Source organism: Microbacterium jepli (genome assembly GCF_047237905.1).
Lineage (GTDB): Bacteria > Actinomycetota > Actinomycetes > Actinomycetales > Microbacteriaceae > Microbacterium.
This window is the reverse complement of the sequence record NZ_JBDFLW010000005.1, coordinates 1,486,165-1,504,650: the sequence shown is the minus strand read 5'-3', so window position 1 is coordinate 1,504,650 and position 18,486 is coordinate 1,486,165. Positions and strand designations below refer to the sequence as shown.

At 71.3% G+C, this 18,486-nt stretch carries 20 protein-coding genes; 9 read left to right on the top strand and 11 right to left on the bottom strand.

From position 1 onward, the window contains the following. The first annotated feature begins 4 nt into the window (after window positions 1-4). The 4 genes from ABC304_RS11305 (at window position 5) to ABC304_RS11290 (ending at window position 3,493) form a co-directional block, all read left to right on the top strand. Complete coding sequence (locus ABC304_RS11305; RefSeq protein ID WP_412930724.1) at window positions 5-958, top strand: SDR family NAD(P)-dependent oxidoreductase; 954 nt, start codon at window positions 5-7, stop codon at window positions 956-958. Continuing rightward, entirely contained in the window at window positions 948-1,706 is a 759-nt protein-coding gene (locus tag ABC304_RS11300) for an MBL fold metallo-hydrolase (protein WP_412930723.1), read from the top strand. Before ABC304_RS11305 ends, ABC304_RS11300 begins: the two co-directional genes overlap by 11 nt. Before the next feature lie 62 nt (window positions 1,707-1,768). Next, complete coding sequence (locus ABC304_RS11295) at window positions 1,769-2,914, top strand: zinc-dependent alcohol dehydrogenase (protein WP_412930722.1); 1,146 nt, start codon at window positions 1,769-1,771, stop codon at window positions 2,912-2,914. Window positions 2,915-2,929: 15 nt separating this feature from the next. Continuing rightward, window positions 2,930-3,493, top strand: a complete 564-nt coding sequence (locus tag ABC304_RS11290; RefSeq protein WP_412930720.1) for a hypothetical protein — start codon at window positions 2,930-2,932, stop codon at window positions 3,491-3,493. A gap of 116 nt (window positions 3,494-3,609) precedes the next feature. Here the strand turns inward: ABC304_RS11290 and ABC304_RS11285 are convergent, their stop codons facing one another. Then, the gene (locus ABC304_RS11285) at window positions 3,610-4,491 is read right to left on the bottom strand and encodes a manganese catalase (RefSeq protein ID WP_412930718.1); all 882 of its coding nucleotides are present in this window, start codon (window positions 4,489-4,491) and stop codon (window positions 3,610-3,612) included. Between the two features lie 228 nt (window positions 4,492-4,719). Between ABC304_RS11285 and ABC304_RS11280 the strand changes: the two genes are divergently transcribed. Continuing rightward, window positions 4,720-4,923 (top strand): hypothetical protein, encoded by a 204-nt coding sequence (locus tag ABC304_RS11280; RefSeq protein WP_412930717.1) that lies wholly within the window; start codon window positions 4,720-4,722, stop codon window positions 4,921-4,923. Between the two features lie 21 nt (window positions 4,924-4,944). Here the strand turns inward: ABC304_RS11280 and ABC304_RS11275 are convergent, their stop codons facing one another. Together ABC304_RS11275 and ABC304_RS11270 are read right to left on the bottom strand one after the other, a co-directional pair. After that, window positions 4,945-6,159: an NAD(P)/FAD-dependent oxidoreductase gene (locus ABC304_RS11275; RefSeq protein ID WP_412930716.1), complete on the bottom strand. Its 1,215-nt coding sequence runs from the start codon at window positions 6,157-6,159 to the stop codon at window positions 4,945-4,947. Window positions 6,160-6,274: 115 nt separating this feature from the next. Then, a complete protein-coding gene (locus ABC304_RS11270; RefSeq protein WP_412930715.1) occupies window positions 6,275-6,586 on the bottom strand; it encodes a biopolymer transporter Tol in 312 nt (103 codons plus the stop codon). Window positions 6,587-6,709: 123 nt separating this feature from the next. Here ABC304_RS11270 and ABC304_RS11265 point away from each other — a divergent pair, with 123 nt between their 5' ends. Further along, window positions 6,710-6,868, top strand: coding sequence for a hypothetical protein (locus ABC304_RS11265; protein ID WP_412930714.1), 159 nt, complete (start codon window positions 6,710-6,712; stop codon window positions 6,866-6,868). Window positions 6,869-6,937: 69 nt separating this feature from the next. Here the strand turns inward: ABC304_RS11265 and ABC304_RS11260 are convergent, their stop codons facing one another. Continuing rightward, window positions 6,938-7,507, bottom strand: coding sequence for a TetR/AcrR family transcriptional regulator (locus tag ABC304_RS11260; RefSeq protein WP_412930712.1), 570 nt, complete (start codon window positions 7,505-7,507; stop codon window positions 6,938-6,940). Between the two features lie 103 nt (window positions 7,508-7,610). Here ABC304_RS11260 and ABC304_RS11255 point away from each other — a divergent pair, with 103 nt between their 5' ends. After that, window positions 7,611-10,352: an MMPL family transporter gene (locus ABC304_RS11255; RefSeq protein ID WP_412930711.1), complete on the top strand. Its 2,742-nt coding sequence runs from the start codon at window positions 7,611-7,613 to the stop codon at window positions 10,350-10,352. An 18-nt stretch (window positions 10,353-10,370) separates the two neighbouring features. Here the strand turns inward: ABC304_RS11255 and ABC304_RS11250 are convergent, their stop codons facing one another. The 5 genes from ABC304_RS11250 to ABC304_RS11230 all read right to left on the bottom strand — a co-directional run bounded on the left by ABC304_RS11250 (window position 10,371) and on the right by ABC304_RS11230 (window position 14,464). After that, window positions 10,371-11,699, bottom strand: a complete 1,329-nt coding sequence (locus ABC304_RS11250; protein WP_412930710.1) for a cytochrome P450 — start codon at window positions 11,697-11,699, stop codon at window positions 10,371-10,373. Further along, complete coding sequence (locus tag ABC304_RS11245; RefSeq protein WP_412930709.1) at window positions 11,696-12,901, bottom strand: zinc-dependent alcohol dehydrogenase; 1,206 nt, start codon at window positions 12,899-12,901, stop codon at window positions 11,696-11,698. The genes ABC304_RS11250 and ABC304_RS11245 overlap by 4 nt, the downstream gene beginning before the upstream one ends. A 113-nt stretch (window positions 12,902-13,014) precedes the next feature. After that, a complete protein-coding gene (locus tag ABC304_RS11240; protein ID WP_412930708.1) occupies window positions 13,015-13,329 on the bottom strand; it encodes a hypothetical protein in 315 nt (104 codons plus the stop codon). Further along, on the bottom strand, window positions 13,326-13,916 hold the full coding sequence (locus ABC304_RS11235) for an Asp23/Gls24 family envelope stress response protein (RefSeq protein WP_412930706.1): 591 nt from the start codon (window positions 13,914-13,916) through the stop codon (window positions 13,326-13,328). Before ABC304_RS11235 ends, ABC304_RS11240 begins: the two co-directional genes overlap by 4 nt. After that, window positions 13,913-14,464: an RNA polymerase sigma factor gene (locus tag ABC304_RS11230; protein ID WP_412930704.1), complete on the bottom strand. Its 552-nt coding sequence runs from the start codon at window positions 14,462-14,464 to the stop codon at window positions 13,913-13,915. Before ABC304_RS11230 ends, ABC304_RS11235 begins: the two co-directional genes overlap by 4 nt. A 160-nt stretch (window positions 14,465-14,624) precedes the next feature. Between ABC304_RS11230 and ABC304_RS11225 the strand changes: the two genes are divergently transcribed. After that, on the top strand, window positions 14,625-15,086 hold the full coding sequence (locus ABC304_RS11225) for an Asp23/Gls24 family envelope stress response protein (protein WP_412930702.1): 462 nt from the start codon (window positions 14,625-14,627) through the stop codon (window positions 15,084-15,086). A 114-nt stretch (window positions 15,087-15,200) separates the two neighbouring features. Next, window positions 15,201-15,554: a LysR family transcriptional regulator gene (locus ABC304_RS11220; RefSeq protein ID WP_412930700.1), complete on the top strand. Its 354-nt coding sequence runs from the start codon at window positions 15,201-15,203 to the stop codon at window positions 15,552-15,554. A 111-nt stretch (window positions 15,555-15,665) separates the two neighbouring features. Here ABC304_RS11220 and ABC304_RS11215 read toward each other — a convergent pair whose 3' ends face one another. Together ABC304_RS11215 and ABC304_RS11210 are read right to left on the bottom strand one after the other, a co-directional pair. Further along, window positions 15,666-16,598, bottom strand: coding sequence for a diacylglycerol/lipid kinase family protein (locus ABC304_RS11215; protein WP_412930698.1), 933 nt, complete (start codon window positions 16,596-16,598; stop codon window positions 15,666-15,668). Window positions 16,599-16,828: 230 nt separating this feature from the next. After that, window positions 16,829-18,466 carry an ABC-F family ATP-binding cassette domain-containing protein gene (locus ABC304_RS11210; protein ID WP_412930697.1) on the bottom strand — a complete coding sequence of 546 codons (1,638 nt, stop codon included), beginning with the start codon at window positions 18,464-18,466 and terminating at the stop codon, window positions 16,829-16,831. Window positions 18,467-18,486 lie beyond the last annotated feature (20 nt).

Here is an 18,486-nt window from a genome sequence, read left to right as displayed (position 1 = left end):
TGACGTGGTCCGTCACGAGGAACGCCTGAGCGGACGCACGGTCGTCGTCACGGGTGCGTCCAGCGGCATCGGCCGCGGCGCGGCCATCCGGCTGGCGGCGCTCGGGGCCCGTGTGGCGCTCGTCGCCCGCCGCGGGGACGTGCTCGACGCGCTGGCCGCGCAGATCGCCGCCGAAGGCGGCACCGCGATCGCCGTCGCAGCCGATGTCAGCACGGCTGCCGACATGCAACGCGTCGTGGCGGAGGCGATCGCCGCGTTCGGCGGGATCGACATCTGGATCAGCAACGCGGGCGTCGGCGCGGTCGGGTACTTCTGGGAGATCCCACCGGCGGATCACGCGCGCACCGTCGAGGTGAACGTGACGGGCGTCCTCAACGGGGCCCACGTCGCGTTGACGCACTTCGTCGCCCGCGGGTCCGGAACGCTCATCAACATCGGTTCCGTCGAGAGCGACGTTCCGCTGGCCCTGCAGACCACCTACGCGGCGACGAAGGCGGCGGTGCTCAGTGTCACGCGCTCGCTCAACGAGGAACTCCGCCTCGCGGGCCTCGACGACCACATCTCGGTGGGCACGGTGATGCCCTGGGCGATCGACACCCCGTTCTGGTCGCACGCCGGCAACTACACCGGTCACGCCGCGCGCATGGCCGCCCTCGACGACCCCGAACTCGTCGTCGACGCCATCGTGCGGGCCTGCCTGAAGCCCGAGGAGAAGCAGACCGTCGGCGTCAAGGCGCACGGCGCCGACGCGTCGGCGCGACTCCTGCCGGGCACCACGGCGCGGGCGTCGGCCGAGATCATGCGGCGCGAGGCCGAGCGCGGCACGCCGGTGCCCGCCACCTCCGGATCGCTCCACGAGCGGCTCCCGATCGGCACCACCGTCGACGGCGGCGTGCGCGAGCGGATGCGCCTCGAGGACGACGCCCGGCGCGCGCAGGAGCACCACGATGGCGACTGAGCCCGCGGGCGTCACCCAGGTCGCCCCCGGCGTGATGCGCATCCACCGGGCGACCGTCAACTGCTACCTGATCGTCACCTCCGCCGGGATCACCCTCGTCGACGCCGGGCTTCCGGGCATGTGGCGCACGCTCGGCGCGGCGCTGACCTCGGTGGGCGCGGCGCCGGAGGACATCTCCGCGGTGCTGCTGACACACGGTCATTTCGACCATGTCGGACTCTGCCGCCGTCTGGGGCTCGACCACGGCGTCGAGTCGCACGTGCATCCCGCCGATCGGCGGCTGGTGCGGCATCCGTATCGGTACGACCACGAGCGTCCGCGGTGGGCCTACCCCGTGCGCTTCCCGCGCGCGATCCCGCTGCTGGCGCGGCTGACGGCCGCGGGAGCGCTCACGGTGAAGGGTGCGGAGGCCGCGGGCGACATCCGACCCGGCGAGGTGCTGGATGTGCCCGGCGGTCTCGTGCCGGTCTTCTCGCCCGGTCACACCGACGGGCACTGCGCCTACCTCATGCCCGAGCGCGGCATACTCCTGTCGGGGGACGCGCTCGTGACGCTGGATCCCTACACCGGGCGCACCGGCCCCCGGATGGTGGCGCGGGCGGCCACGGCCGACGTGGCCGAGAACGTGCGCAGTCTGACGAGGCTGGCGCAGACGGATGCCTCGCTCGTCCTGCCGGGGCACGGCTCACCTTTCCGCGGCGGAATCCGACGCGCCGTCGAGCAGGCATGGCGGGCCGGCATCGGCTGACCCGCTTCCGCGGCCGCTCGACCCGACCGATCCGAGATCCACCCGCACCGAAGGAGAACCCGATGAGAGCCATGGCCTACCGCGGCCCGTACAAGATCCGCGTGCAGGAGAAGCCCGACCCCGTGATCGCACACCCCGGCGACGCCGTCGTGCGCGTGGAACTGGCGGCCATCTGCGGCTCCGACCTGCACCTCTACCACGGCATGCTGCCCGACACCCGGATCGGCCACACCTTCGGGCACGAGTTCATCGGCACCGTGGAGGAGGTCGGGTCCGGCGTGGAGCGCCTGAGCGTGGGCGACCGGGTCATGGTCCCCTTCAACATCTACTGCGGCTCGTGCTTCTTCTGCGCGCGCGGACTGTTCTCGAACTGCCACAACGTCAACGCGAACGCCACGGCCGTCGGCGGGATTTACGGCTACTCGCACACCGCGGGCGGGTACGACGGCGGTCAGGCCGAGCGCGTGCGTGTGCCCTTCGCCGACGTCGGTCCGCGGGTCATCCCCGACGACATCGCCGACGAGGACGCCCTGATGCTGACGGACGCCTTCTCCACCGGCTACTTCGGCGCGCAGCTCGCCGACATCGTCGAGGGCGACACCGTCGTCGTGATGGGAGCGGGCCCCGTCGGGCTGGCTGCCGCGCGCTCGTGCTGGCTCATGGGCGCCGGGCGCGTGATCGTCGTCGACCACCTGGAGTACCGCCTCCGCAAGGCGCGGGAGTTCGCCTACGCGGAGACGATCAACTTCGGCGAGGTCGACGACATCGTGCGCGTCCTCAAGAAGACGACCGGCGGACTGGGCGCGGACGCCGTCATCGACGCGGTGGGCGCGGAGGCCGACGGCCATGTGCTGCAGCACGTCACCTCGGCGAAGCTGAAGCTGCAGGGTGGCTCCCCCGTCGCTCTCAACTGGGCGATCGACGCCGTGCGCAAGGGCGGCACCGTCTCGGTGATGGGCGCCTACGGTCCCATCTTCAGCGCGGTCAAGTTCGGCGACGCCGTCAACAAGGGGATCACGCTGCGGACGAATCAGGCGCCCGTCGTGCGCCAGTGGGACCGCCTCTTCGAGCACATCCGCTCCGGGGCCGTTCGACCGCGCGACCTCATCTCCCACCGCTTCCCCCTCGAGCACATCGCCGAGGGCTACCACGTGTTCTCGTCGAAGCTCGACGACATCATCAAGCCCGTCATCGTCCCCACCGCCTGAATCGAGGAGGCCGTCATGCCCTACACCGCCGAAAAGCCCGGTCCCGCACACGATCCCGAGGCGCTGCGTGCCCGCATCCCCGGATGGGGTGCAGATCTCGACCACGCCGACCGGCCGGCGTTCCCGCGCGAGCAGCCCGGCATCGTCACCGGCGCCCACTGGGACCTTCCCGAGCAGCAGCCCGAGGTCGGCGAGCGCGAGCGCTCCGTCGAGCACGAGCGGCTCACGCCGGTCTTCGGCACCGCGCAGCCGCTGCACGGCGTCTCCGGCGCCATCCGCCGTCGCGCCTACCGCCGCTACAGCGAGGGGCAGACGGCGCACTGGCTGCTGCTGATCCTCGGGGATCGGGTGGATGCCGCGGGTGCCCACCTGCGATCGCTCGCCTCCCGGCGGCCCGACGATCCGCTGACCCTCTCCGGGGTGCTCGGCGAGCGCGGCCGGAGCCCGATCGCGTCACGGCGGCAGCCCGGGCGCATCGATCAGAAGCACACGTGGATGGATCCGCTCCTCGTCGCCGGGCCCTGGCTCCTGGCGATCGCCGCCGGCACGGCGCTGGTGCGACGCGCGGTCCGGCGCTGAGAGCGGCGCCGCCCGCCACCGGACGCCGAAAGGGAGTAGGCCCCGCCTGCGCTTCACACGACACGACGGATGCCGCGTTCCCCAGGACGCGGCATCCGTCGTTGCTCAGAGCGGGCTCATTCCCTGCTGAAGGTGTCCAGCACGGCCCCGGCGACCTTCTCGACCACATTCGGGATCTCGGTGGTGCCGTAGAAGCGGGAGTCGGGGTGCGTGGGCGGGGGCATGGGGACGCCCGGCTGCGGCTCCGCCACGTAGCTGAATTCCCCGTGGCCGTCGGGCGTCGGCCCGCTGGCCCAGCGACCCTCGGATGCCGCGGCACCGTCGGAGAAGTTGATGTACTGGTACGCCACGTTGCGGTCCTCCTTCGACAGCGGGAAGTTGCTCGGCACCGGGAGTGCTTCGACACCCTCCTCCATGAGCTCCGCGGCGGCGGCCAGCCACTGGTTCTGGTGCATGGTGTCGCGCGCCAGCAGGAAGCTCAAGAGGTCGCGGACACCGTGATCATCGGTCATGTGGTAGAGCCGCGCGACCTGCACGCGGCCCTGCATCTCGGCATTCGCGTTGGCCTGGAAGTCGGCCAGCAGGTTGCCGCTGGAGGTGATGTACGACCCCGACCAGGGGTTGCCCATGCTGTCGACGGCGCGCGCGCCGGCACCGGCGACGATGCCGTGCTGGATGTCGGTGCCGCCGATCACCGCGGCCACCGTCGGGTCGCTCTGCACCGCGTCTCCGGTGATGCCGAGGGGCGACTTCTCCAGCAGCTGGGCGATCATCACGGCGAGCATCTCGACGTGGCCCATCTCCTCGGCGCCGATGCCGAACACGAGGTCGCGGTACTTCCCGGGGATGTGCATGTTCCACGCCTGGAACTGGTACTGCAGGGCGACGGTGATCTCGCCGTACTGCCCGCCGAGCACCTCCTGCAGCTTGCGGGCGTAGACGGCGTCGGGCTTGTCGGGCGTGGCCTTGTGCTGCAGTTCCTGTCGATGGAAAAACATCCGTGGTCTCCTTCCTTACGCGTTCCCGGAGTGGGAAGCGACGTGCGGCCACTCAATCCGCCCGCCCGCCGTGCGTGCACGGGGGTTGCAGGTCGGGGGGGGCCGCGAGTACACGCGCAGCACGCGGCTCACACCGGCATGCGGGCGTCGTCGGCCGGCGGACACGCGACTTCCGGCGAGGGTGTCAACCCCCGCGACCGCGTGCGGCGTCGCCTCTAGCGTTCAGGTGTGACCGACCCGATCGATGCCGCCCCCGACCCGATGGACGACGAGGCCAAGCGCCGCGATCAGCTGCTGGCCGCGCCCGGCGCCGTCGAGGCGGACGCCGCGCCGCGCATCGACGTGTCGCACCGCGACGGGGTCACGCGGATCGACGTGCGCGACGACGCCGCGGTGCGTCCGGGCGGCCCGGTGCTGGACGAGGCCGACTGACGCACGGCCGCCGCGCCGGTCTCAGGCTCGGCCCTGCAGGATGAGATTCCAGTAGACCCACGGCAGCACGTGCCGGTCGAGGAACCAGGTCAGCCGCCGCTCGCGCACCAGCCCGTGCCAGAACGGCACCGAGGGCTGCAGCCGCAGCTCGTCGTCGAACTCCGCGAAGACGACGGTCGAGCGCGACACGGTGAACGGGCACACGCCGTAGCCGTCGTACCGTGCGGACGGGCGGCGTCCGCGGAGCACCGCAGTCAGGTTCTTCGCGAGCACCATCGTCTGCTTGCGCAGCGCGCCGCCCGACTTCGAGTTGGTCGTGGCCGCGGCATCCCCCAGCGCCCACACGTTCGGGTACCGGCGGTGGCGGAGCGTCCGCGGGTCCACCTCCACGAATCCCCGTTCGTCGCTCGGATCGGCGAGCGCCGTGGCGGCCAGCCAGTCGGGTGCGCTCTGCGGCGGCTCGATCACGAGGGCGTCGTACTCCAGCCGGCGCGTCCGGCGCCCGTCGCTGCGGGCGACGAGCACGGTGCGAGCCGCGGCATCCACCTCGGCGACGGTGCTGGCGGTGTTCAGCTCAATGCCGTACTCGGCGATCTTGCGGTCGAGCTCCCGGTCGACCTCGGGGACGCCGTAGACGGTGGCGTCAGGCACGACGAGCACGACGCGGATGTCCTGCAGCACCCCGCGCGCACGCCAGTAGGCGCAGGCCTGGTACATCGGCTTCTGGATGGCGCCCGCGCACGACGCGGGTCCGGGCGGCTGCGCGAACACCACCGTGCCTCGGGTGACGTCCTGCAGCAGGTGCGACGTCTTCACGGCCAGGTCGAGCGTGTAGTTCGACGCGACCTCCGGGGTGGACACCGCCTCCGCGAGGCCGGGGACGGCATCCCAGTCCTGCTGGATGCCCGGGCACACGATGAGATGCTCGTACCGCACGGTGGCCCCGGTCGCGAGCGTCACGGAGCTCGTCTCGGGATCGATGGCGGTGACGGCGTCGCGGATCCACGACACGCCCTTCGGCGTCACCGCCCCCTGGTCGCGGATCACCTCCTTCGCCCGCGCCGTACCGCCGGCGATGTAGCTGAAGAGCGGCTTGTAGAGGTGCTCGGTGCGGGGTTCGATCACCACGATGTCCGTGACGCCCTGCCGGCGCAGTCGTCCGGCGACCGAGAGGCCGCCGTTGCCGCCTCCGATCACCAGGACGCGGTGGAAGGATGACGGTCGCTCGGACGGCATGGATCTCCAGACGGATGCTGCGGGTCGCGCTCCCCGCGGACGGGCTTCCGACGAGCGTAGGCGCTCTCCGTCCGCCGTCCGCCGGGGTTGACAGGTCAGGCGCTCGCGGCCGTGCTCAGGCGTCGGGCAGAGCGTCGAGATCGCGCAGCGCGGCGCGCGCGTCGGCCACCCGCTCATGCTCCGGCCTTTCCCACCAGTACGGTCCCCGCTCCCCCAGACCGTGCTTGGCCAGCCCCACGCGCCGCCGGGCCGCGGCGACGGCGGCCTCGTCATCGGCGCGCTTCGCGGAGCGCACCGCCGAACGCCCGCGGCCGAGGTGGGAACGCAGGGCGGCGGCCAGGTCGTCCGGGATCACCGGATCGGTCCGGCGCCAGCGGCGCCCGTCGATCACCAGCCAGCGCTCCTCGTCGTGCTCGTCCGTCGGCATGGGTCGACGCTATCGCCGGGGACTATCACGTGGGCGCTCGGGGAGGAAGCCCGTGCCGACGCGCGCCTCCCGGGCGCAGGCTCGAGCCAGGCCGGCACACGCCGACCGCAGAGAGGATGCATCATGAGCGATCGCGAACCCCACACCCGCCACAGCGACGACGCGCAGCACGACGATGCGCCGCCGACCGACGCCATGTCGGACGAGGTGAAGAGCGACGCCGTGAGCGATCAGCTGGAGTCGCCGGATGCCGCGAACGGGACCGCGCAGAAGCATCCGTGATCCGCGGCTGCTTGTCGTCGGCTCTGCGCCGCGGCTATGCGCTGTGGCGGTCGGTTCTGGGCTGCGAGGCTAGCCGAGCACCGCGCGCAGCAGCCGGTCGATGTCGGCGTGCTGCAGCGGCGAGCGGCTGAGGGCGCGCAGGAGGAGCGCGCCGATGAGCGCCTCGGCGATCTCCTCCACGGGCGCCCCGGGCGGCAGGTTCGGCACGGTGCCTGTGGCTCGCTCCAATCGTCCGGAGAGGGACTCGGGGCCGGCCAGCACGTCGCGAAGACGCCGGCCGACCTCGACGTGCTCGGCGGCGGCGGCGATGAGCGATCGCAGCAGCAGCTCGCCCTCGTCGTGGGCGAGGATGTCGGCCACCTCCCGCAGCCACCGGGTGAGGTCGGCCCGGATGTCGCCGGTGTCCGGCAGCTCGCCGCGGCCCGGCACGACCATGCCCTCGAGCAGGCACTCCGCGATGATGTCGCCTTTCGACGGCCACCACCGGTAGATCGTCTGCTTGCCGACGCCGGCGGCCGCGGCGATCCCCTCGATCGTGAGGTGGTCATAGCCTCGCTCTGCCAGGAGGGTCGCCGTCGCGTGGAGGATCGCCCGCCGTGCATGCTCACTGCGGACGGGACCGCTGCGGGGCAGGGCCACGGGACTCCCTCCGAGAGACGAGACGGACCGTGTTATCTTAGCTCCGCCCGTCCGCGTCGAGGCAACCGCCTCGTCGTACGACGCCCCGCATCAGAGGAGAAAAGTGGCCGAGCTGCTGCACCGCCTGGGAACGTTCGCCGCGCGCCGCGCATGGACGGTCATCTCCGCCTGGATCGTCATCCTCGCCCTGGCGGTCGGCGGGTTCCTCGTCGGCTTCTCCGGCTTGAGCTCGAGCTTCGACGTGCCGAACACGGCCTCCGGCAAGGTGATCGAGGACCTCGAGAAGGAGCTCCCCGCCTTCAGCGGCGGGTCCGGCACGATCGTCTTCCACGCCACGGACGGAAGCGCACTCACCGACGACCAGCGCACCGCCATCACGGACATCATCACCTCGGCGCGCAGCCTCCCCGACGTCTCCGACGTCATCGACCCCTTCGACACCGCCGCGCAGCTGGCCGACCAGCAGAGGCAGATCGACGACGGCCGTGCGCAGATCGAGGCCGCCCGCGCGCAGGCCGAGAGCGGGCAGCAGCAGCTGGATGCCGGCAGCGCCCAGCTCGCCGCCGGACAGGCGCAGCTCGACGGCGCACGTGCGCAGGCCGTGGCCGCCGGAGCCGATACCGCCGCCCTCGATGCGCAGCAGCAGCAGCTCGACGCCCAGCGCGCGCAGCTCGAGCAGCAGCAGGCGCAGCTGACCGCCGGCCTCACCACCCTCGACCAGGAGTCGGCGAAGCTGGAGAAGGGCGCCGAGCTCCTCGGCTACACCGACGGCATCCGCGTCGTGTCGGATGACGGCGCGACCGCGATCGCCAACGTGCAGTTCACCGTCCCCCGTCTCGAGCTGCCGCAGGAGGCGAAGGACGCGGTCATCGCGCACTTCATCGAGACGCCGATCGGCGGCGTCGAGGTCGCCATCTCCACCGACATCGCGCAGGGCATCCCCGAGATCCTCGGCGTCGGCGAAGCACTCGGCGTCGCACTGGCCGCGGTGGTCCTCATCGTCGTGCTCGGATCGCTCCTGGCCGCCGCCTTCCCGATCGTCACGGCGCTCGTGGGCGTGGCGATCGGCGCCCTGTCGACCCTCGCGTTCTCCGGCGTCGTCCAGATGGCCTCGGTGACCCCGATCCTCGGTGTCATGCTGGGTCTCGCCGTGGGCATCGACTATGCGCTGTTCATCCTCTACCGCCACCGGAAGCAGCTGCTGCAGGGCGCCGACGTGCGGGAGTCGATCGGCCTCGCGAACGGCACCGCCGGCAACGCCGTCGTGTTCGCCGGCACCACGGTCATCGTCGCGCTCCTCGCGCTCAACATCACCGGCATCCCGTTCCTCGGCCTGATGGGCACCGTCGGCGCGGTGAGCGTGCTGATCGCCGTCCTCATCGCCATCTCGCTGATCCCTGCCCTGCTCGGTCTGGCCGGCACCCGCATCCTCAGCCGCCGGGCGCGGGAGCGCGCCGCGGCCGCTGCGGCGCACCCCGCGGCGGCACCGGCTGCACCCGGTGCCGCCGTCTCTGCTCCAGCTGCCGTTGCTCCGACTCCGTCAGCATCGGCTGCCCCTGGGTCGGCACCGGCTGCGACCGCGGCCTCGCGCGGCGGCCAGGCCGCAGCATCCGATGGTCCTCCCCTCACGCGCAGGGCGCTGCGCGAAGCCGCGACGGGAGCGGTGGCGGCCGTCGCCGTCGACACCCCCTGGACGCCGGCGGCCTCGTCACGTCGCGCGCAGCGCGGCCCGGCCGTGACGCCGATGCCGACCTGGCGGGCGGCGCTGACGGTGCTGGTGGCCACCGTCGCCCTGCTCGTGGTGGCGATTCCCGCCCTCTCGATGCGCCTGGGTCTGCCCGACGGCGGATCGGAGGCAGCGGATTCCACCGCCTACCGCGCCTTCACGCTCACGGAGCAGGCCTTCGGCGCCGGCGTGAACGGTCCGCTCCTGGTGACCGCGGCGCTGCCCGAGGGGCTCGACGACGACGGCGCACTGGATGCCCGCTTGGCCGTCGCCCGCGAACTCGCGGCCCAGGGCGACGTGGTCACCGTGGCGCCGGTCGCCATCTCCGACGACAACCGACTGGCCGCGTTCCAGGTGCTGCCGGCCGAGGGACCCAACAGCGACTCCACGACCGAGCTCGTGCGGACGCTGCGCACCCTGCCGCCGGTGGACGGCGACATCCCGCTGGGCGTCGCGGGTCAGGCCGCGATCAACATCGACATCTCCGAGGGCCTTGCCGACGTGCTGCCGCTGTACCTGCTGGTCGTGGTCGGGCTGTCGTTCCTCATCATGGTGATGGTGTTCCGCTCGCTCCTCGTGCCGCTGCTGGCAACCGCGGGCTTCGTCCTGTCGCTGTTCGCCACGTACGGCGCGGTGACGGCCGTGTTCCAGTGGGGATGGTTCGCCTCCCTCCTGGGCGTGAGCAATCCAGGGCCGATCCTGAGCTTCCTGCCGGTGATCCTCGTGGGGATCCTCTTCGGCCTGGCGATGGACTACCAGCTCTTCCTCACCACCGGCATGCGGGAGGCGTGGGCGCACGGCGCGGCGCCTCGCCTCGCCGTCGCCCAGGGTTTCCGGGCGGGTCGGACGGTGGTGACCGCGGCGGCGCTCATCATGATCGCGGTGTTCTCGGGCTTCATCAGCTCCGAGGCGGTCATCATCAAATCGATGGGCGTCGGGCTCGCGCTCGGCGTGCTCTTCGACGCATTCGTCGTGCGCATGCTGCTGGTGCCGGCGCTGATGCACCTGCTCGGCGGCGCCGCGTGGTGGCTGCCGAAATGGCTCGACCGCATCATCCCCAACGTCGACGTGGAGGGATCCGCCCTCGAGCGGCGGCATCCCCCGCACATCGGCGCCTGAGGACGTCGGCGCCCGGGCTCAGATCCGGTGGCCCTCGTCCGTGGCCGTGCCACCGCTCGAACGGTGGAACGGGCACCCGCCTCCCGTGGCGCGAACCGCCCCGCCCGAGGCCGGCATCGTCGGCATCCGGCGACGGTTGACCTCGAGCCCGTCGCCGAGGATGCCGACGCGCGGATCGCTGAGCGCCGCGATGGCCGCCGACAGACCGGCGATGGCGAGCTTCTCGCCGGGACAGCGATGACCGGACGCCACGTCCGCTCCGCCGTGCGGGATGAACGCCGGGAGCGCCTCGTAGTCCTCGACGCCGACGAATCGCTCGGGGTCGAACTCCTCCGGCCGCTCCCAGGAGCTCTCGTCGAGATCCGTGCCGAGGATGTCGAGCACGACGCGCCCGCCCGCATGCACGGTCTCACCCGCCACCGAGACGTCCCTCAGCGCCCACCCGGGCAGCATCGGCACGAACGGCGCCGTGCGCCGGATCTCCTGCGCGAATGCGGTCGCGAGCGGACCCTCTACGACACGTCCGCGCTCCGCCGTCTCGACCGCGATGCGCGCCCGCCACTCCGGCCGGTCGTGCAGCTCCTTCGCGGCGAAGGCGACGAAGCGCGCGACGGCGATCATCGGCCGCATGCTGTTCTGGAGCTCGACGCCCGCGAGTCGTGACGGCAGAAGCGCCCCCGCGGGGTCGCGGTGCCATGCCCAGGCGTGCAGCGCGGTCCCCTCAGCCGGGTGGAGGGCGCCCGCACGGACGGCCTCGATGAGGTTGCGGGCGTGGCGATCCGACCACCAGCGGTTCGCCGCCGCGGCGAGGTAGGCCGGCGAGTACGGCGCTCCGAAGCCGTCCACGATCTGGGCGAGGCGCGCGGCCCAGCGCGTCCTGGCGGCGGCGGTGCCCGGAAGCCCCGCCCACGCCATCACCGACCGTCCGAACGCTCCGACGGCGGCGTCGTAGGCGGAGCGCGCGGAGCCTGCCGCCCAGTCGGCCACCTCCGCCCGCCATTCCGTCTCGAGGAGCGGCAGGTAGCGGGCGACCTCGTCGGGGTCGTAGGCGACATCGACGAACGTGCGCTTCCGGTGTCGATGCTCATCGCCGTCGAGGCTGTGCACCGACCCACGCCCGAAGAGCGTGACCTGCACCAGCGCCGGCATCGCGCCGTGACGCGCCACCGCGGTGTCGTCGTAGAACGTGGCGACGCCCTCGGCGCCGCGGACGAACAGCGCCGGTCGTCCCAGCAAACGCATGGGAGCGGCGCGCGCGCCCGGAGGCACGCGCGCCCAGATGCGCGCGCCCAGACCGTAGCCGTGCAGAAGCAGCCCGAGGCCGTCCTCGCGGAGAGGGGTCCTCATGCTCCCCCGCCCGCGACGACCGGTGCTCCGGGACGGAGGACGACCTTGATGCATCCGTCCTCCTTCTTCTGGAACGTCTCGTAGAGCGCCGGCGCATCCTCGAGCGGCGCGTGGTGCGTCACGAGGTCCATGACGCCGAGCGGATCCGCCGGATCCTCGACGAGCGGCAGGATGTCCTCGACCCAGTTCTTGACGTTGCACTGACCCATCCGCAGACTGAGCTGCTTGTCGAACATCGTCTTCATGGGCAGCACGTCGGCGTCGCCGGCGTAGACGCCCGACAGCGACACGGTGCCGCCGCGGCGCACGACGTCGATCGAGGCGTAGACGCTGGCGAGGCGGTCCATGCCGGCGGTGTCCATCAGCTTCTGAGCGATGCCGTCCGGCAGCAGGCCGATAGCGTTCTGCGCGAACTTCACGCCCGGATTGCCGTGCGCCTCGAGGCCCACGGCGTCCACCACGCCGTCCGCTCCCCTGCCCTCGGTCAGGTCGCGGAGCTGCTCCACGACGTCGTCGGTCAGGTCGTAGGCGAGCACGCCGTGACGCTCGGCCATGGCACGGCGGTCCGCCTCGGGCTCGACCGCCAGCACGCGGTAGCCGCGCTGCACGCCGATGCGGGCGGCGAACTGGCCGACCGGTCCGAGACCCATCACGACCATCGTCCCGCCCTGCGGCACCTCGGCGTACTCCACGCCCTGCCAGGCGGTGGGGAGGATGTCGCTCAGGAAGAGGTAGCGATCGTCGGGCAGCTCGTCGCCGACGCGCACGTGGTTGTAGTCGGCCAGCGGGATGCGGAGGTACTCCGCCTGGCCACCGGGCACCTGGCCGTACAGCTTGGTGTAGCCGAACAGCGAGGCGCCGCTGCCGTACTCGGTCACCTGCGTCGTCTCGCACTGCGACTGCAGCCCGCGCCGGCACATGAAGCACTGTCCGCACGAGATATTGAACGGCACGACGACCCGGTCGCCCACCGCCAGGCTGGTCACGGCCGAGCCCACCTCGACCACCACGCCCATCGGCTCGTGCCCCAGGATGTCGCCGGCGTCGAGGAACGGCCCGAACACCTCATACAGGTGCAGGTCGGAGCCGCAGATCGCCGTCGAGGTCACCCGGATGATCGCGTCCGTGGGGTGCTGTATCACCGGGTCGGGGACCGTCTCCACCGAGACGTTCCGCTTGCCCTGCCATGTCAACGCCTTCATGCGCACTGCCTTCCTCGAGATGAAGGTTCAGTGTGCGTGCAGGCACCTCCGACGCCGAGGGCGTTGACTCGACGCCGATGTCCTGAAAGACGGACGACGCACCACGCCGGTGTTCAGTGGATGCGGGCGACCTGGATCGCGATGCGCACGTTCGGAGGGGTCAGGTCGAGGAGCGCGTCGGCGACCCGGCGCGCGGCATCGGGGGCACGGTCCACGGCCGACGCCGCGATGCGGGTGGCGAGGGTGGGCACGCCGTCGCGCACGGTGACGGCGAGGTCGGTGCGCCTGTCCTCCGCGGCGCCGGTGGCCGCGGCAATCACACCGGGCACCCTCGCGAGGCCCGTCGGGTAGGAGAAGACATCGGTGACGCCGTCGACCGCGCGGATGCGGGTCACGAAGTCGGGCGTGATCGGGGTCGTGTCGGTCATCTCTCGTCCTTCGGGGTGTATCCGTGGATGTCCTCGACGATCACGTCGACGGCGGTGACGTTCAGTTCCGTGTGGCGCTCGAGCGCCTCGAAGACCTTGACGCGCAGGGCCTCGGAGACATCGGGGATGGACTGACCCCACCCGACGGTCGCCGTGAGGACCACCTGCACGGGTGCACCGGGGGTCTCGGCGTCCCCGACGATCTCCGTGCGTCCGATGAAGACGCCGTCGAGAGCGTCGCCGACCGAACGCAGGAGCGCCCGCACGGCGCCTTCCGCGAGGGTGATCGACACGCGCGGATCGGGATGCGTGATCGGGATGCTGCGACCCGCCCGCAGTTCGGAATGGATCGCCGAGAAGATGCCCTCGAACCAGCTCTGCGGTGGCGCGGGGAGCAGCGCAGCGTCCTCGGCGACGAGGTCTCGGGACAGCTGGCCGACGCGCTGCAGGGACTCGATGGCGTTGAGGCAGTCCGGACACGTCTCGATGTCACGGTCGTAGGGCTGCCGGCCGGCCTCGAGGTACGCGCTCAGCTCCTCGACCGAGCGGCCGCAGTCGAGCCTGTCGGGGACTCTGTCGTCGCTCATCGCCACTCCTCCATCTGGACGGCGATGCTCGCTCGAGCTCGTGACAGGATGCCTCGCACGGTGCTGGGAGGTATGTCCATCTCTTCCGCAATCTCTGTATAGCTCAGTTCCGCGATCTCCCGCAGGAGCCAAGCCTGTCTCTGGTCGTCGGACAATCTGTCCAGCGCTGCGGAGAGGGCCCGCAGCTGGGCGTTGCGGACCGCGACGTTCTCGGGCTGTGCATCGACGGGCGTCGTGCGGGAGTAGTCCTCGAAGGGCTGCTCCGCGGGTCGCCGGCGGATGTGCCCGAAAGCCTCGCGGCTGGCGATCCGCATCAGCCAGGCCTTCACCGCCGAGGGGTCGCGCAGCGTCGGCAGCTGCTTCCACGCCACGACGAACGCCTCCTGCACCACATCGTCCGCCTCGGAGATCGAGCCGACGATGCGGAACACGTACGCCCGCATGAGGGAGGAGTGCCGCTGCACGAGCTCACCGAAGGCGACCGGGTCGCCGTCGACAGACCGCTGGACGAGGATGTGATCCGAGACGGCGGCGAGTGCCTCGTTCACCTCTGACTGCGTCTGCCCCACCACGACCCCTCGAAATCCGTCCGAACTTTTTTGTGACGGATCCGCCGCTGCGGACCTCTTATCACTGGGCCGAACATAACGCCCCGGAATATGCAACCGCATGGGTTGTAAAACACGTCACTTCGAGATAGGAGCTCTCATGGCAACCGAAGACCAGAAGACCGCCACCGCCGGCCGCGTGGACCGCACGCTCGAGACGCGCAGCCTCCGCGGCGAGGAGTCCGCAGCCGGCAGCACGCACATCGCCGATGGTGTGGTGGCCAAGGTCGCCGGCATCGCCGCCCGTGAGGTCGCCGGCGTGCACGCGCTCGGCGGCGGCGGAGCGCGCGCCTTCGGTGCCATCCGCGACGCGGTGAACGCCACCGACCTGACCCAGGGCGTCAAGGTGGAGGTGGGCGACACGCAGGCCGCCGCCGACCTGACGATCGTCGTCGAGTACCCCGCCCGCATCCAAGAGGTCGCCGGCCAGGTCCGCGCCGCCGTCGCCGGTGCGATCGCGCGCGTGACCGGCCTCGAGGTCGTCGAGGTCAACATCGACGTGAACGACGTCCACATCCCGGGCGACGACAACGACGACGAGTCGGAGTCGCGCGTCTCCTGACGCCGCTCGCACGTCACGCCTCGGCGTGATCCGTACGCGGACGGGGCGGTGGGCAGGTGCCCGCCGCCCCGTTCTCTGTGCGCGCAGCGCGATCGCGTCGGGGAGAATCGGTGCATGACGATGAACACGACCCAGCTCGCACGCTTCGTCGCCGCGGCGGAGGAACTGCATTTCCCGCGTGCCGCGGAAGCGCTGGGCATCCCCCTGGCGTCGCTGTACACGACCCTCGACAAGCTCGAAGCCGAGGTGGGGCATCCGCTCCTCACCCGTGACGGCGGGCCCACGCGCCTGACGCCTGCGGGTGAGCTGCTGCTCGTCGAGGCGCGCGAGCGGCTCGCCGCCGCTCCCCCGCCCGTGGCACCGCCCAAGACTCCGGGGGGCGGAAAGGCCAAGGCCTCGAAGGGCAAGGGTCGGGCACCCGTGGTGAAGGGCCAGCCGAAGCCGTTCAAGAAGCGTCAGGGACGCTGAGCCGCGGCATCCGTTCCCCGGGGCTCGCCTTCCCCGAACGAGAGGCGGTGGCACCTGCGGCCGCGTTCCCCGCGCTGTCTGAGCGCTCTGCAGGCGACAGCCGCTCGCTTCCTAGCGGACGTGGACGCCGCCGGGCTGGATGCTGACGCGGAACGCCTTCGTCTCGCCGATCTCCTCGCCGTCGATCTCGAAGGGCCGAGGCTCCTCGAGGGTCACGGTGAGGGCGCGCGCGCGTCCGTGCGTGACGGAGTCGCTGTCGACGGTCTCGTCGGACTTCGTGAGGAGCCGCTTCAGCCCGTTGTCCCAGGCCATCGTCTTGAGGGTGCCCATCCACTCGCCGAAGCCCTCGGCGCTCAGCAGCAGGAAGTCCAGCTCGCCGTCGGACGGGTCGGCGTCGGGAAGGAGGGTCACGCCTCCCTGCAGGGAGCCGCAGTTGGCGATGAGCAGCGTGTGCCCGTCCTCGTCGCGACCGGGCTGGTCATCGACACTGAGGTTGAACGGGATGATCTCGCTGGCCTGCAGAGCACGCCCGAGCGACTCGACGTAGGCCAGCCATCCCGCCTTGCTCTTGAGGTCGTCGTTCGTCTCCGCAATCATGTGCGCGTCGATGCCGAAGCCGATCATCACGACGAACGCGTGACGCTCGGTGCCCTCAGGAAGGTCGACCTCGACCCAGCCGACGTCGACGGCCGTCGCCTCCCCGGTCAGTGCGCGCTTGATCGCCGCCGGGACGTCGTTGATCGGGACCTCGAGGTTGCGGGCGAGGAGATTCCCGGTGCCGAGCGGCACGATGCCCAGGGCGACGTCCGACTTCACCTCGGCCAGATGCTCGGCGACCGCACGCACGGTGCCGTCACCGCCGGCGACGATGACGAGCGACGGGTGGGCCTCCAGCGCGCGGGCGGTCGCCCCGGCGCCGGGGTCGTCTTCGGTCGTCTCCCACCACTGGATGTCGGCAGGGCCCGCGGTGGCGAGCAGGGGCTCCTCCAGCGTCTCCCGGTCGGTCTTCGACGGGTTCCAGACGACCGCGATGCGCGTGTCCATGGGTTCCTCTCCCCTGCTGTGCTGCTGTTTTGCCGTGTTGCGTTGCTGTGGTGCCCTGCTGTGGTGCGGTGCGGCCGTGCCGCCGTGCTACCGCAGACCCGCCGTGACCGGCGGGCTGCGTCACGACACAGGCACCCTTCGATACCGTACGCGGTCCAGCGACCCCTGCGATGTCACACCCGCCCGCTGTTCCCCGCCACCCGGGGCTCGGTCGTCCGGAGCTCGGCCATTCAGAGCTCCGTCACCTGACCCCCGTCCACGCGCCACTGCCGATCGGTGCGGACCGCCTCCAGCATCCGGCGATCATGGGTCACGAGCAGCAGAGTGCCACTGTAGGAGTCGAGTGCCTGTTCCAGCTGCTCGATGGCGGGAAGGTCGAGATGGTTGGTCGGCTCGTCGAGCACCAGCACGTTGACCCCTCGCGCCTGGAGCACGGCGAGACCCGCGCGCGTGCGCTCTCCGGGTGACAGCTCGTCGACGGGTCGGGTGACGTGGTCGGCCTTCAGCCCGAACTTGGCGAGCAGGGTGCGCGCGTCGCCGGGCGACAGGTCGGGGACGACGTCGCCGAAGGCGTCGGCCAGCGGCCGCGGTCCGGCGAGCACGGCACGAGCCTGGTCGATCTCGCCGATCTCGATGCTCGCGCCGACCCCGGCCGACCCCTCCTGCGGCGTCTGACGCCCGAGGAGGGCGCGCAAGAGGGTCGTCTTCCCGGCCCCGTTGGGACCGGTGATGCCGATGCGGTCGCCGGCGTTCACCTGCAGCGAGACCGGTCCGAGTGTGAACTCCCCCTGTCGGAACACCGCGCCGCTCAGCGTCGAGACGACCGAGCTCGCGCGTGGCGCGGCACCGATGGTGAATTCGAGCTGCCACTCCTTACGCGGCTCGTCGACCTCGTCGAGGCGGGCGATCCGGCTCTCCATCTGGCGGACCTTCTGCGCCTGCTTCTCGCTCGACTCGCTTGACGCCTTGCGGCGGATCTTGTCGTTGTCGGGTGCCTTCTTCATCGCGTTGCGTACGCCCTGGCTCGACCACTCCCGCTGCGTGCGCGCTCGGGCGACGAGGTCGGCCTTCTTCTCGGCGAACTCGTCGTACTTCTCACGCGCATGCCGGCGCACGGTCGCGCGCTCCTCGAGGTAGGCGTCGTACCCGCCGCCGTAGAGACGGTTCATGTTCTGCGCGAGGTCGAGCTCCAGCACCCGCGTGACGGAGCGCGCGAGGAACTCCCGGTCGTGGCTGACCAGCACGACGCCACCGCGGATGCCGCGCACGAAGGCCTCCAGCCGTTCGAGTCCGTCAAGGTCGAGATCGTTCGTGGGCTCGTCGAGCAGGACGATGTCGAACCGGCTGAGCAGGAGCGCCGCCAGCCCGACGCGAGCCGCCTGCCCGCCCGAGAGGGCCGTCATGGGCAGGTCGGCGTCCAGCGCCAGTCCGAGGTCCGCCAGCACCACCGGCAGTCGTTCGTCGAGGTCGGCGGCACCGCTGGCGAGCCAGCGTTCCAGCGCCGCCGAGTAGACGTCGGCCGCGTCGGCATCCGGGTCGGCGAGCGCGGCGGCCGCGGCATCCATCTCAGTCGTCGCCTGCGCACAGCCGGTCCGACGCGCGATGTAAGCGCCGATCGTCTCGCCGGGGACGCGTTCATGCTCCTGCGGAAGCCACCCGACGAACGCGTCGGCAGGGCTCAGTCGCACAGTGCCCGCCTGCGGCGCATCGATCCCTCCGAGCAGTCGTAGCAGGGTCGACTTGCCCGCCCCGTTCGCTCCGACGACTCCGATCACATCGCCCGGAGCCACCGTCAGGTCGAGCCCGTCGAACAGCGTGCGGTGTCCGTATCCGCCGGCGAGGTCGTGGGCGACGAGCGTGGCGGTCATCCGTCGATTCTCCCATTCCG